The organism is Shewanella xiamenensis, from assembly GCF_014647135.1.
GTDB lineage: Bacteria > Pseudomonadota > Gammaproteobacteria > Enterobacterales > Shewanellaceae > Shewanella > Shewanella xiamenensis.
Genome location: NZ_BMOP01000044.1, coordinates 1 through 13,156, shown reverse-complemented (window position 1 = coordinate 13,156; position 13,156 = coordinate 1). Strand labels below are relative to the sequence as shown.

11 protein-coding genes are annotated in these 13,156 nt (G+C 47.2%); 5 read left to right on the top strand and 6 right to left on the bottom strand.

Annotation, left to right across the window (positions count from 1 at the left end; translation table 11 throughout):
- Positions 1-263: 263 nt before the first annotated feature.
- Positions 264-728, bottom strand: a complete 465-nt coding sequence (gene trmL, locus IEY09_RS19830; RefSeq protein ID WP_047533277.1) for a tRNA (uridine(34)/cytosine(34)/5-carboxymethylaminomethyluridine(34)-2'-O)-methyltransferase TrmL — start codon at positions 726-728, stop codon at positions 264-266.
- A gap of 196 nt (positions 729-924) precedes the next feature.
- Between trmL and IEY09_RS19825 the strand changes: the two genes are divergently transcribed.
- Both IEY09_RS19825 and IEY09_RS19820 read left to right on the top strand, forming a co-directional pair.
- Positions 925-1,779 (top strand): DMT family transporter, encoded by an 855-nt coding sequence (locus tag IEY09_RS19825; protein ID WP_037423508.1) that lies wholly within the window; start codon positions 925-927, stop codon positions 1,777-1,779.
- On the top strand, positions 1,780-2,715 hold the full coding sequence (locus IEY09_RS19820) for a LysR family transcriptional regulator (protein WP_188872377.1): 936 nt from the start codon (positions 1,780-1,782) through the stop codon (positions 2,713-2,715).
- Here the strand turns inward: IEY09_RS19820 and IEY09_RS19815 are convergent.
- Complete coding sequence (locus tag IEY09_RS19815; RefSeq protein WP_188872375.1) at positions 2,708-3,580, bottom strand: patatin-like phospholipase family protein; 873 nt, start codon at positions 3,578-3,580, stop codon at positions 2,708-2,710. The two genes, IEY09_RS19820 and IEY09_RS19815, sit on opposite strands and share 8 nt — an antisense overlap.
- Positions 3,581-3,660: 80 nt before the next feature.
- Positions 3,661-4,623 (bottom strand): LysR family transcriptional regulator, encoded by a 963-nt coding sequence (locus IEY09_RS19810; protein WP_188872373.1) that lies wholly within the window; start codon positions 4,621-4,623, stop codon positions 3,661-3,663.
- 122 nt (positions 4,624-4,745) lie between these two features.
- Here IEY09_RS19810 and IEY09_RS19805 point away from each other — a divergent pair, with 122 nt between their 5' ends.
- A complete protein-coding gene (locus tag IEY09_RS19805; protein ID WP_188872371.1) occupies positions 4,746-6,737 on the top strand; it encodes a ligand-gated channel protein in 1,992 nt (663 codons plus the stop codon).
- A 57-nt stretch (positions 6,738-6,794) separates the two neighbouring features.
- Here the strand turns inward: IEY09_RS19805 and IEY09_RS19800 are convergent, their stop codons facing one another.
- The 3 genes from IEY09_RS19800 to IEY09_RS19790 form a co-directional block, all read right to left on the bottom strand.
- Positions 6,795-7,736: a DUF4424 domain-containing protein gene (locus tag IEY09_RS19800; RefSeq protein ID WP_188872369.1), complete on the bottom strand. Its 942-nt coding sequence runs from the start codon at positions 7,734-7,736 to the stop codon at positions 6,795-6,797.
- 30 nt (positions 7,737-7,766) lie between these two features.
- Entirely contained in the window at positions 7,767-8,000 is a 234-nt protein-coding gene (locus IEY09_RS19795; RefSeq protein ID WP_037423496.1) for a hypothetical protein, read from the bottom strand.
- Between the two features lie 117 nt (positions 8,001-8,117).
- Positions 8,118-9,455 carry a coproporphyrinogen III oxidase family protein gene (locus IEY09_RS19790; RefSeq protein WP_037423493.1) on the bottom strand — a complete coding sequence of 446 codons (1,338 nt, stop codon included), beginning with the start codon at positions 9,453-9,455 and terminating at the stop codon, positions 8,118-8,120.
- 386 nt (positions 9,456-9,841) lie between these two features.
- Between IEY09_RS19790 and IEY09_RS19785 the strand changes: the two genes are divergently transcribed.
- The gene (locus tag IEY09_RS19785; RefSeq protein ID WP_188872367.1) at positions 9,842-10,777 is read left to right on the top strand and encodes a bile acid:sodium symporter family protein; all 936 of its coding nucleotides are present in this window, start codon (positions 9,842-9,844) and stop codon (positions 10,775-10,777) included.
- 257 nt (positions 10,778-11,034) lie between these two features.
- Entirely contained in the window at positions 11,035-13,005 is a 1,971-nt protein-coding gene (locus IEY09_RS19780) for a hypothetical protein (protein ID WP_188872365.1), read from the top strand.
- The last annotated feature ends 151 nt before the right edge of the window (positions 13,006-13,156 follow it).

The window sequence follows — 13,156 nt, the reverse complement described above, 5'->3', positions numbered from 1 at the left end:
CAAAGTGGTGGTAAGATCGCCATTCTCAGTCCTCGGCGAGTGGTGGGTTTGTTTGGCGATAGATCAGATCGCTCAAACAGGACTGAGTTCCCTTCCTTTGATCTACTATTTGGAACAGCTATTTAGCGGCAAGGTTATATGGCTTTGGTGTGAATTAAGTTAAAGCTATCTTTCGGCGTGGATGGCTGAATGATTTGGATGGCTGAATGATTGGAAAATTGGCTGGTTAAGTCCAGCCTAATCCAAATCAGTATTCCTGCGTATTAAATTGCGCCTTCAAACCCGAGCTGACGCCAGGCTTCGTAGCTGATAATCGCCACGGCATTGGAGAGATTAAGGCTGCGACTGGAGGCCGCCATCGGAATGCGTAATCGCTGCTCGGTTGGGATCGACTCGATAATCGGCATAGGTAGACCACGGGTTTCAGGGCCAAATAACAGCACGTCATCTTTGGCAAAACTCAGTTCAGTGTGAGGGCGGCTGCCCTTAGTGGTACAGGCCATAATGCGCTTACCTGCCATGGCTTCGAGGAAGGCATCGAAGTTTTTATGGCGAGTCACATTGGTTAAATCGGCATAGTCTAGGCCCGCGCGGCGCAGTTTTTTCTCTTCAAAATCAAACCCTAGCGGCTCAATTAGATGCAGTTGGCTGCCGTTGTTTGCGCAAAGGCGAATGATATTACCCGTGTTGGGTGCGATTTCTGGCTCATAGAGTGCGATATGGAACATGCTTGCCCGCCTATAAAAAATGACGCCCGATTATACGGCAAACAAGGCTTAAGCACAGCTCTGCGTGTGCATATCTACAGCGGCATAAACGCTAGTCCCTTTTCTTTTCTCCCTATTAACCTTATCTCAGCGCTTGCCTGTTTTATTCTCTCAAAGTAATATATCTCAATATCAAGATACTTTTTAAGAAGTCATTATGCCGTTTGTGATTGCGTTACTCGCCCCGGTGTTTTGGGGGACCACTTATGCACTGGTTAGTCTTTACTTACAGGATATGTCGCCCTACTGGGTGGCGGTTTGGCGCGCGCTGCCTGCGGGCATATTGCTGTTGATGCTGCGCCCACGTTTGCCGACGCTGGCATGGTCTAAATTAAGCTTGCTGGCGTTTTGTAATATTGGCGCTTTCTTTGCGCTGCTGTTTATTGGCGCCTATCGGCTACCCGGCGCCGTCGCGGGTACGCTGGGGGCGACTTTGCCATTAATCTTTTTGATCCTCGCTTGGCTGATCGATAAAAAACGTCCGGGGATGAAGTGGTTACTGCTCGGTTTGATGGGCCTCGCAGGAGTGATTTTATTGCTTAATCCTTCGGCGGATCTCGACCCGATTGGTGTCCTGTGTATGCTGAGCGCGACAACGTTGATTGCCTTTTCTTCCCGCTGGATGCAGCGCTGGGATGTGGGCGACTTTTTAGTGCTGACCGCTTGGCAATTACTCTTAGGGGGATTGATGTTGATCCCGCTGGCTTGGTTTATGGCGGGGCCGCCACAGATACCGAATATGGATGTGGTTCCCTCGTTAATCTGGTTGGCTACCGCCAATACCGCAGTGGCTTATTGGGCTTGGCTGTGGTCAATGCGAAATTTAGGGCCAGAAATCATGGGGATGGTGGCTTTAGTCAATCCCGTGGTTGCCGTATCATTAGGCGTATTGATTGTGGGTGAAACCTTAGATATGCGGCAGTGGGCGGGGATTTTAGTGATTTTACTGTCGCTGCTGCTGATGAAGTTGCCGCAAAAATTGAGGTGGAGTCCCTTAAAAGCGAGGGGTTAGATGCTAAAACACTTAGACTTAAACTTACTGCCCGTACTAGAAATCCTCCTCGAGGAGCAGAGTGTCACGGCCGCAGCGGCACGGCTGCATTTAAGTCAGTCGGCAGTGAGTAAGCAATTGACTCGCCTGCGTGAAGTGTTTGATGACCCCTTATTCGAGCGTACCGCTTACGGGCTAAAGCCGACGCCCAAGGCGCTGTCGCTGGCGCCCGACTTACGCCAATGCTTACAGCAATTAGCGCAATTTACTCGGCCCGATAGTTTTGAGCCCGCCTTAAGCCAAAGACAATTTCGAATGCATCTGGTCGAAACTACCTATTCGCTGACCTTTCCACATTTTATGCCTTCGCTATTGGCGCAGGCGCCCGGTGTGAGCATCAATTGCCAAACCTGGCGGCTCGATACCATGGACAGATTGCTGCGTTGCGATATCGACTTGGCTATTGGCTGCCGCGAATGGGATGAACGTTCGCCCATGCATGTAAACCATATTCCGGACGATATCCATTATGTTGAATTGGTTCAGGATTACATAGTGTGTCTGATGCGCAGTGACCATCCTGCACTATCGCAGGAATGGAATCTCGATACCTTTTTAAGCTATCGCCAATTACAGGTCGCCTTTGGTGGCTTGGAATATTGGTTGTTAGACGATGTGCTGCAAATCCAAGGGCGTAAACGAGATATTGCGGTCAATATGACCGACTTCCTGAGTGCGCTTGCCCTGTGTGAGCAAAGCGATTTGATTCTCTGCGCTCCTTCCCGTTATGCCTTAGCGGTGATGAAGTCGTTTGATCTTAAGTATTTACCCTCGCCGATTAAACTGATCCCCGGTGCGTACCTGCTGATGTGGCATAAGCATTTCGAACACGATCTCAGCCATAAATGGTTGCGGGAGCTGATTATTAACAAAGTCAGCGCCTCGCTCACTAACTGATATCTGCCCCTGTGTTTAGCCAAGCTTGCAGTTTGGGCAAAATCGCCTGACCATCCGCCAGTCCTTGATGATATACGGCGGTCACTTTATCGATATTGCGGTCAAGTCGTGAGAGATTAAGTGGTGCAGCAGGGCGGACTACAAAGGACTGGCCGCTGGCAACACTCTGGGTGAGTTCCTCGAGGGAGTGGTTATAACGTTGGTGGCGTACTTTGAGCGCAGCGGCCACTGCTGGATATGCTTGATAACGCTTGCGAGCTAACCAATTGAACTTCATCGGCGATTTTCGATAGTTTGCGTCCTGAGTCAGGATCACCACCTGCCGCTTATAGCCCTCTTGCTGCGCCTTGGCTACAGGAATGGGCGCGGCGATACCGCCATCGAGGTAGGTTTGCTGGTTTATCCGATAGGGATTGGCCATAAAAGGCAGGCTAGAGGAGGCGATCAGCACGTCGAGCAATTTGTCGTGCTCCTGAAAATCGGCCATGCCAAAGTAATCGGTTTGTCCTGTCTGGCAATTAAATGCCCCGACCTTAAACTCGGTTCCACTGGTTAAAAAGGTTTTAAAATCAAAAGGCAGTAACTCATAGGCCATGCGCTTATAGGTAAAGTCGGTGTTGACATAATTGCCCGTGGCTAACCAGTGGCGCAGCCCCATGTAGCGCTTATCCCGCAGATATTGCTGCTGAATTTTTAAATTGCGGCCAAATTGCCGTGAAACATAAGAAGCGGGATAAATCGCCCCCGCCGATACACCAATCACATAGGGGAAGTGCAATTGTTGCTGCAAAAAGGCATCTAACACGCCGGCGGTATAAATTGCCCTCAGGCCGCCGCCCTCTAACACTAAGGCCACATCTTGCATTACGTTACTACTGCTTAATCAAATGGATAAAACAGCATACTCTAACTCACCTGATAAATGAAACGCATGCCTACGAGTACTTAGGCGGGGATGGCTAATCTCGGCGTGCGCTCGCTGGCGCTAGGTTGAGTCAGTAATGCTGGGCTCGGGCTAAAATCCATCTGGCTAAAATAATGGCTGAGCGCAGTGATGGCTTCTTTCACCTTGGCGGGCTGTTTATCCCGCGCCGAGGTCACGCTATAAACGCTGTAGGTGCGTAGCGACCATTCGGGTAAAAGTGTTACCAGTTGGCCAGATGCAAGGTATTGATACACTTCGGGTTCTGGCAATACGGCATAGCCCAATCCATCGAGGGTGAGTTGGATCAGCGTCTGCATATTATTGACGTTGATGCGCTGGGCTGAGAGTTCGACTCGCTCTTGAGTCTGTGAATGGGTTAAAAACTCGGGCTTAGCATAGCTGTGGCTAATACGGTTGAACCCTTGTAACTCGTGAGGATGCTGTAGGCTATGATGCTGGGGAATATAGCTCGGAGCCACACACAGTAACATACGCCAATCTGCCAAGGGGCGAGCGATAAGGTTCGAATCCGACAGCGGGCCGATGCAAATTGCCAGATCGATTCCTTCATTAACTATATCAATTGGGCCGTCCTGCAATTGCAGATTGAGACTGATCTGTGGGTGAGCCTCCAATAAATGTGCTAATGGCTGGCTGAGTAAACCACCACCAAAACCGACTGGCGCGGCGATTTTAAGCTCCCCCGAAGGCGTGCCCTTTAATGCATGCAGCTGTTGTTCGGCGCTTTCTACTATTTTTATGATTTTAATGCAGTTTTCATAAAATAACGTTCCCGCCTCCGTGAGTGTGAGGTGGCGGGTATTACGGTGAAACAGACTAATTCCCATATCCATTTCAAGTTTTGCGACTTGTTGGCTCACCGCCGATGAACTCAGATTAAGCTGTGTTGCCGCAGCGCTCATCGAGCCTTTTTCCGCGATGGCGGCAAACACGATCATGCCCTTGACCATATTTCTATTCATTCTTAAGCAACTCTTACAAGTGATTACTCAAAGTCTAACTTGAGCCGATTGTAACATAGGGATACATTGCCGTATTGAAAATTATTATCATTTAGAAAGCCGTTAAGGGAGATTCGTTGGTTATGTTGTTACGTCGTAAAAAGATCCTCGCACAGCTAGTATCAACCGCATTATTGCTACCAGCCACTCAGGCTTTGGCGGATACCGCACCCGATCAAGACAAGATGATGGAAAGAATTGTCGTTACTGCGTCAGGGTTTGAGCAGCAAGTACGTGACGCGCCCGCTTCTATCAGCGTCATCACCCGAGAGGATCTTGATACGCGTTTTTACCGTGACTTAACCGACGCCATGTTAGAAGTCCCCGGCGTGGTGGTGACTGGCGGTGCCGACCGTCGGGACATTAGTCTACGGGGCATGGGCAGCCAGTACACGTTGATCCTCGTCGATGGTAAACGCCAATCTTCCCGCGAGACCCGCACCAACAGTGATGGTCCTGGTGTTGAAGGCGCTTGGACGCCGCCGCTCGCCGCAATTGATAGGATTGAAATTGTCCGTGGCCCCATGTCATCGCTTTATGGCTCTGACGCTATTGGTGGGGTGATCAACATTATCACCCGTAAAGTGCCCAATGAGTGGCAGGGGGAATTGCGCCTCGATAGCACCTTGCAGGAGAAGTCAGCCTCGGGCAATGTGTATCAGGGCAACTTTTTTGTGAACGGTGGCTTGATTAAAGATTTGCTTGGCGTGCAGTTATACGGCCAATATACCCAGCGTGAAGAAGATAATATCTACGGTGGTTACCGAGGCCGTGATGCGGATAATCTCACCGCTAGATTTGCCCTCACGCCGAATCAAGACCATGACATTATGTTAGAAGTGGGCGTAGCCAACCAAGAGTTGGATAGCACCTTAGGGAAAACCGTTGCACCATTGGCGCCGGGAGCAAGTTGTGGCCGCAGCGGTTGCCCTGCATCGTCGACAACCGAATATGAAAACAGCACCATTTCGCTATCGCATACCGGGCGTTGGGACTTTGGCACTTCGGATACTTATATCAAGCACGAAGTGTACGATAACAAGTCCCGCAAGATGAAAATCAAAAATACCGATGCTCAAACCAGCCTGATCGCTACCTTAGGTGAAAGCCATACCGCTACGTTCGGCGCGGCCTTCAATAAGCAAGATCTCACCGATGAAACTGGCAATCAGGTCAGTGACTTAACCGATATTAGTCGCCGTCAATGGTCGGTATTCTCAGAAGATGAATGGCGTATTGTCGATAATTTTGCCTTAACCTTGGGCCTGCGTTTAGACGATGATGAAAACTTTGGTGACCACCTTAGTCCACGGATTTATGGTGTTTGGGGGCTGACCGAGCACACTACCTTAAAAGGCGGTGTGTCGACGGGCTTTCGGGCGCCGAGCCTAAGGCAAACCGTGCCAGATTGGGGGCAGGTGAGCCGAGGCGGCAATATGTATGGTAATCCGGATTTGCAACCCGAAACCTCTGTGAACTATGAGTTAGGCATTTACACGGATTTGACCGATTCCATCACGGCCAGTGCTGGTGTGTTCTATAACGAGTTTGAGGACAAGATCACCCGTGTCGCTTGCCCTGCGACTCAATGTACTGATGGGCCGAATCAGTTTGGTTCCGACCCAACCACCTATGTGAATATCGATGAGGCAGTCACCCAAGGGGTTGAGCTGAGTATCGACTATAAAATCCTCAGCAACTTGGCGCTCACGGGTAACTACACTTATACCGATTCGGAGCAAAAAACGGGCGCTTACAAAGGGAGTCCATTGAACCAGCTACCTAAACATCTGGTGCAATTGTCGGTTAACTATGAGCCGATAGATAAGTTAAGCACTTGGCTGCGGGTTAACTACCGTGGTGAAGAGAGCCAACCAACCACTGGGCCTTCCTCAAGCAGTTTGATTGCGCCGTCCTATACGCTGTTAGATTTGGGTGCGAACTATCGCGTTAACGACAGCATTAAGTTCAGCGCAGGTATCTATAACGCCTTCGATAAAGAGATTACTCAAGATGAGTACGGCTATATTGAAGATGGTCGCCGTTACTGGTTAGGTATGACCTATAGTTTTTAACCGCGCTTAAAATTAGTCGCTTAATACAAAAAGCCAGCTTTTAGCTGGCTTTTTCGATTATTCAAAATCCGGTTTACGGATAAATAGGATGCTGAGATCCTGTGTTGGCGTGAATTGTTTTTGCTGAAACTCAAAGGTGAGTGGATCAGTTTTTTTAAGTTCACCATCAAAACACAAACTGACGAGATCAGTCGGTTGGGATTTTTTCAGCGTCAGTTTAAAGTCCTTAATCGCTCCTTGCCAGTTATTGGCCGTGACCAAAATATAGCTAAGGTGGCTCCATTCCACGCCATATTCAACATCTTCGCCGTCTTGTTTAACGACGAGATTACGCTTCCGAATACCTTGCTTGGCGCTTTCATCTAAACAGGCAAGTTCAGTGTAAGTATCGATAATACTATTGGCAGTATCGGGGATGCCTGTTGAGAGGCTCGGCGTGTAACTGTGGCTGATGGAGACAGATTGGCCCGCGGGAAAGGTTTGCTGCCACACAAAGTAATCACTTAGGGTAAAGGCGATTTGTTGGTCCTCATCCAACCATTGACTGGGGAGCGCAGGTTTGCCCTTGGGGACTTTGCTATATTCGGCAAAATAGGCGACTTCCTCTACACCCCAGCCGAGTTTTTTAAGCTCTGCAGAAATATCGGTTTTATCGGCAAGTTGAGCGACGAGCCTGTGCTCAGTTGGCTGGGGTTTGCCATTCACTTTAAGGGTGAAGTTATCGATGCTGCTGTGATCGGCGGAGCCAAAAAACATCGGCGGCATGGGGAAGGCGATAGGGACGATAAGATCCTGCGAACTGGTGTTGGTAAACACATAATCGACCCTGATTTCGGCCTCGCTGATAAAGAGTGACTCTTTGTCCATACTGATATGCGGCTGATATTTAAGGGTGATTGAACCATTGGCATCACCAAAACTGCTGTCGTTGGCAAAAACCGATGTGCTAAATAACAACGCGGTTAGAGTGCAAGCTAAGATGCGTAAATAAGATGGCATAAATATCTCAACGAATTGGAAATCAAAAGATTATTGATGGCGGGCAAGTTCGATGGCTGCGGCAATAGCATTGCGTGCTTGCGGGCTGTTTTTCCAGCAAGTGGTGCGTAACATGCTAGCGACGAGGTTGGCGATATCCTCGACCTCATGTTCGGCCAACTGCGCAAGTGAGCTAATACCGATTTCTTCAAAGCGTTTAATGACAGTCGGGCCAACGCCCTTAACGGCGAGTAGTGCTTGTTTTTCTTGATCAGTAAAACCCATAACGAATACTCCTTTATTACTGGGTTGGTCACGAATGCGAATAAACCGAGGCAAGAGTAGCGCGAAATCACCTTAACAAAAAGGCCCATAAAGGGCCTTTAGTGGTTTTACTCTTGCTTACATATCGCAGGGTTTGAGCGGTTTACGCAATTGCGCGCGCACGTTATCCATGCCAGCGTAGAACTCTTTCATCATTAACAGGCCCATCATCTTTCCGTTATCTGTGATGATCAGATTATCGGGATCGGTGGGGTCGTTCTTGATGGCGCCAATCAGCTTCATCGAGGTCATTTCCTTAAACAGGGCTGTGTCTAAGTTAACGCCAAAGGTTTCGCGGAAATATTTACGCGATAGGCGACCGGAGAACATCCCCAGCAGAAAGCGATATTGCATCACATCTTTTTTGTTGTAGTTCTTCTGTTGCTCGACGCCCATCTTGCCAGCGGCGATCCGCTCTTGGTATTTACGTAGCGAGAAGGTGTTAACGTATAAAGTGTCATTCAAAAAGCTAAATGAGCCTGAACCCACCCCTAAATACTCATCGTAGTCGATTACATATTCGTCGAAGCCTTCGTCATTCGCCTTACCAAAGGCCCATGCAGACAACTGATTATATTGACCATTTAAGCTGTTTAAGATCTGGCGATATTGGTTGGCCATATCCGCCTGTGGTGCGGCCAGTTTACCTTTAACACTCTTACGCGTTTGGTGCGTAATCATCAGTGGATAGGTGGTGATCTGTCTTGGGTCGAGGCGTGAGGCCATGTCTAAGTCGTGCTGGATCACTTCATCGGTTTGGCCGCGGAAGCCAAAAATCAGGTCGACGTTGATAATGGGGAACAGCTCTTTAGCCGCCATGATCTTGTCGAAGGTTTGCTGACCTGTGCCGAATTTTTCGAGGCGGTCGGTCATTTTTAAAATGTCATCGTTAAAGCTTTGTACGCCGATGGACATGCGATCCACTAAGCCCTTGAGTTGCTTAAAGCCAGGGCTGTCTAAATGCTGCGGATCGGACTCGCAGGAGACTTCTTTAATACTAGGGAATAAGGTTTTGGCGTGTTCTATGGTACGAGCCAGTTCGTCTTCTAATACCGTGGTGGTACCGCCGCCAATGTACATAGATTCAAAGTCATAGCCTAAGGCTTTGACCATCTCCATCTCTTTACGTAGGGAGATAAAGTAAGCGCGCGCCTTGTCTTCCTTAAACATAAAACGGTGGAAGGTGCAGTAAGAACACAAGGTATGGCAGAAGGGCACATGGGCATAAAGCATGTACTTTTTGCCTTCGACTGGAGCGGGCATGATGTCGGCGGAGAGCGTATCAAGGCGAAGATTCTTATCGACATAATACTGCATGACTCGTTCCATCGAGCTGAGCATCCAGTTAGGGACGGTAATATTCGCTTGATAAGGCGTTGCGATCGCGCCGCTGAGCGTTTGAATAACTGAAGACATAACGATTCCTATCTGAGAGTGCTAACCGTAAACACCAAAATTGCTTTAGGTAATTCACGACCACCTAGCGCAATTAGACTACCTCGTATGGAGTAAATAAAACGTGAACTGGTTATAAGTTACGGTTTCCTAACAAGGAAATCACGGGCTTTTTGTTAAGCAGATCATGTTTTAGTAAACATAGATGCATATTTACTGAGGTTTTTGGCTCTTTGTTATTGAATTAGAGCGATTAACTTAAGAGCTCAATCGAAAGGCTGAAATGATAAAAAGTTGAGCTTCTTACTTGTGGACGCTTTGGCTTGTGCTGAGGGAGTCAGGCTGTCATTATCCCTGCGGACATTGCTTAATTTCCTCAAATCGCCTGAAATCTCGGAGGATCCCCATTGGTTAATATCAACCGCTTTTTTCCGCTATTTGCCTTACTCGGGGCGGGTACGGCGTATTTGATGCCCGCATGGTTTAGCGGATTAAAAACCAGCATAGTGCCGTTGCTGGTGGTGATTATGTTATCCATGGGATTGACCTTAGATTTGCAGGATTTTACCAATGCATTTAAGCAGAAACGCGCCGTTATCACTGGCTTAATCTTGCAATTTACCCTAATGCCCTTAAGTGCCTTAGTCATCAGTTTACTGTTAGGGCTCAATCGGGAGTTGACCATAGGCATGGTGCTGGTGGGGAGCGTGGCAGGCGGCACGGCATCGAACGTGATCTGCTATTTGGCCAAGGGGGATGTCGCCTTATCCATCACTATGACGGCGCTATCCACCTTAGTGGGTGTGGTGCTCACCCCGTTGATTATCCAGCTATTAATCGGCGAGATGGTCGCTATTCCTTTAGTGGATATGCTAGTCAGCCTCGTTAAAATCGTGCTTATCCCAGTAACTGTGGGTGTGGTGTTGAATCACTTCTTTAAACCGCAGGTGGCTAAACTTGCCCCCGCATTGCCCATTATTTCTATCGTGGCGATTGTGCTGGCCATCAGTATTATTGTGGCCTTAAATGCGGGGCAATTTGCGCAGGTGGGACCTGTGATTTTACTCGCGGTGTTTCTACATAATGGCTTAGGACTCGCCTTGGGTTATACCTGTTGCCGCTTGCTCGGCTTTAGTCACACCGTGTGTAAAACCATTTCGATTGAGGTGGGGCTGCAAAACTCGGGTCTCGCGACCGCTCTGTGTATCAAGTTTTTTAGCCCAGTCTCCGCCGTCCCCAGCGCGATTTTCTCAATTTGGCATAATCTCTCAGGCGCCATGCTGGCAGGCTACTGGGCGAGTTTAGAGCAAGATCCGGATGGTGTGAAAACCACCACCAAATAGTGAGAAACGATAGCAGCTTTTTAATAAGCTGAAGTAACGTATATCTTAATATCGTAAATGAAATATATGAGTGTTTTATGGATAAGTGAGTATGTGGTCACTCGCTCATAAATGTGCATCACTTAATTAGCATCAACTTATGCCAGCCGATTAACTTGTTGTTAAATTATAGATACTTGTTGTTAACTTTAATTAATTCGGTAAAGTAGCTGGCAAATTAAAAATATGATCTGTTTTTGCTAGTTTAGGGAACGAATATGACCGCAAAAGGAATCTGTGTATTACTTGGCAGTTCACTAGTCTTATCTGCTTGTGGCGGGGGAAGTGGCGACTCTACAACGCCAACATCACCGACCAATCCTCCTCAGACAACAACTTTTAAAGTTACTGATTACCCGACGGAAGTTGCTGTCACTTCGCTATCGTTAGCGGAGAGTGTTTTGCAAGTTGGTTTTTTTGCTAATGACATCTTACGCAATTTTGATATCGAGGCTAATGGAGCTGAAAAGTCGTGCTCTAATGGCGGTTTAGCGACGATTGAGTTGATTGATAAGGATGACTCAAAAGGCATTTCTGTCGGCGATAGTCTTAATATGTCCTATCGTGATTGTTACATTCAAGCACTCGACAGCACAGTGAATGGCGAAGGTTCATTAACGCTATCTGAATATCAACAGGGCACTAAGGTAAAGGGGTCGATTGATATTTCTAATCTGCAGGTTAATGGAGATGATAACTTCAATTTGGTTGGTCAAATGTTGTTCGAAAATAACATTTCACCGCTGCAAAGACAGTTGAACATTCAAAGCAAAAGCACTGTTAAATTAGTTGTAAATAGTAATTCGGAGTTAAGTTTTACTAATCTCTCTTTAACGAGAGTGGAAAACTTTTCCGATGCAACTTATGCGATTAGTGGTAAAGGCCAGATTTCGGTCGCACAATTTAATAATGGCTTTGGTTTTGAGTTTACTAAACCATTGAAAGGACATTTTAACGAATTTCCCCATGAAGGCTCGATTGTCGCCAGTACATCAGCTCAGGACTCAGTTCAAATGACGAGTAACTTCGTTACTGACTCTAAAATGCTCAATGTGAATACTGCTAAAGAAGCTTACATGGTTTATTGGAGTCAAATTGTTGAGGGAAGTTTGTGGCATCTTGAAGGTGGAAAATCTAACTCATCATTTGAGTTTCGCTCTGACAACTTTAACTATGTAGGCATGATTGAAGACCAGGATTTACAAGCATTTCCTGTGTCCGGCGGGACGATTCGATTACTCATGTCACGCCCTATCAAAGACCAAGTTTACGAAAGTTCTTTTGATGAGGATTCATGGCCATACCGAAAAGTTGCAGCCAAAATTAGCGTGAATGGTGCGATATTAAACATCACGCCAGAGACAGATTTAAAGGCAAATACGGTATATCGCTTTAATGGTGTTTTGCTTGAAAGCAAATTTGGTGCAGTGGCGAATACCATGTGGTCTGAACGTTTTAAAACCAGCGATGCAATCATTATCGATGTAGCTGCAAGTAGCTATTTATATAAAGCCAACGACACGCCAAAGCTCGATGCCTCACAAACCGTTATGAATAAAGGTAGTGCACTGACATTTAAGTGGGTAGATGTGAATAATGTCGGCATTGTTTTTTCAAATCCGACTAGTGCTAAGACAGGTTTTACCGTTCCAAATGAAGTGACATCTGATGTCGCGATAAAGTTAGAAGTGTCCAATGGACAGGGATACCAAGTATTCCGAACTTTAACGATTCACTATTATGCTGGCAGTGATACATTCATGCACTATGTCAGTCCGCAAGGTGACTACATTGGTGGTGGGAAAACAGTGATTATGGATTCGAGCAGTGCAGTGTTCACGCCAACGAATTACGACAACAGCTTAAATGCAATCACCTTATCTATTGACGGAAATACTTGGTGGAGCTTTGATATTGCTGCACCCGCTGGCGAAAACCTGCAAGTGAAGAAATATATCAATGCTACTCGTTATCCGTTTCAAGGCCCCTTGACGGCAGGTTTGTCATTTACGGGTGATGGCCGTGGCTGCAATCAAAGTATCGGGGATTTTGAGGTGCTTGAGTTGAGCTATAATGCTGATAAATCGGTTAAATCTCTAGCAGTTAACTTTAATCAGCGTTGTGAAAATACCATGCCGCCCTTAAATGGTGTGATTCGTTATCACTCTTCGGTGGGAATTAACCACTAATCGATTATGAAGGCACCTTAGGGTTAATGCCGTTCACTTAAGAGTGAACGGCATTTTTCTTTGGTCTAACCGGAAACTTGTTTTTGCTCATTTTAAGGACTCGTGGATATGCCCTTTCCCGTTTACCATCCAGCTTAAATTGCCGTGCATT

What these genes read in the sequence shown, in the direction of transcription:
- trmL (WP_047533277.1), bottom strand. Translation starts at nt 728, where the DNA reads ATGTTCCATATCGCACTCTATGAGCCAGAAATCGCACCCAACACGGGT.
- IEY09_RS19825 (WP_037423508.1), top strand. Translation starts at nt 925, where the DNA reads ATGCCGTTTGTGATTGCGTTACTCGCCCCGGTGTTTTGGGGGACCACT.
- IEY09_RS19820 (WP_188872377.1), top strand. Translation starts at nt 1,780, where the DNA reads ATGCTAAAACACTTAGACTTAAACTTACTGCCCGTACTAGAAATCCTC.
- IEY09_RS19815 (WP_188872375.1), bottom strand. Translation starts at nt 3,580, where the DNA reads ATGCAAGATGTGGCCTTAGTGTTAGAGGGCGGCGGCCTGAGGGCAATT.
- IEY09_RS19810 (WP_188872373.1), bottom strand. Translation starts at nt 4,623, where the DNA reads ATGAATAGAAATATGGTCAAGGGCATGATCGTGTTTGCCGCCATCGCG.
- IEY09_RS19805 (WP_188872371.1), top strand. Translation starts at nt 4,746, where the DNA reads ATGTTGTTACGTCGTAAAAAGATCCTCGCACAGCTAGTATCAACCGCA.
- IEY09_RS19800 (WP_188872369.1), bottom strand. Translation starts at nt 7,736, where the DNA reads ATGCCATCTTATTTACGCATCTTAGCTTGCACTCTAACCGCGTTGTTA.
- IEY09_RS19795 (WP_037423496.1), bottom strand. Translation starts at nt 8,000, where the DNA reads ATGGGTTTTACTGATCAAGAAAAACAAGCACTACTCGCCGTTAAGGGC.
- IEY09_RS19790 (WP_037423493.1), bottom strand. Translation starts at nt 9,455, where the DNA reads ATGTCTTCAGTTATTCAAACGCTCAGCGGCGCGATCGCAACGCCTTAT.
- IEY09_RS19780 (WP_188872365.1), top strand. Translation starts at nt 11,035, where the DNA reads ATGACCGCAAAAGGAATCTGTGTATTACTTGGCAGTTCACTAGTCTTA.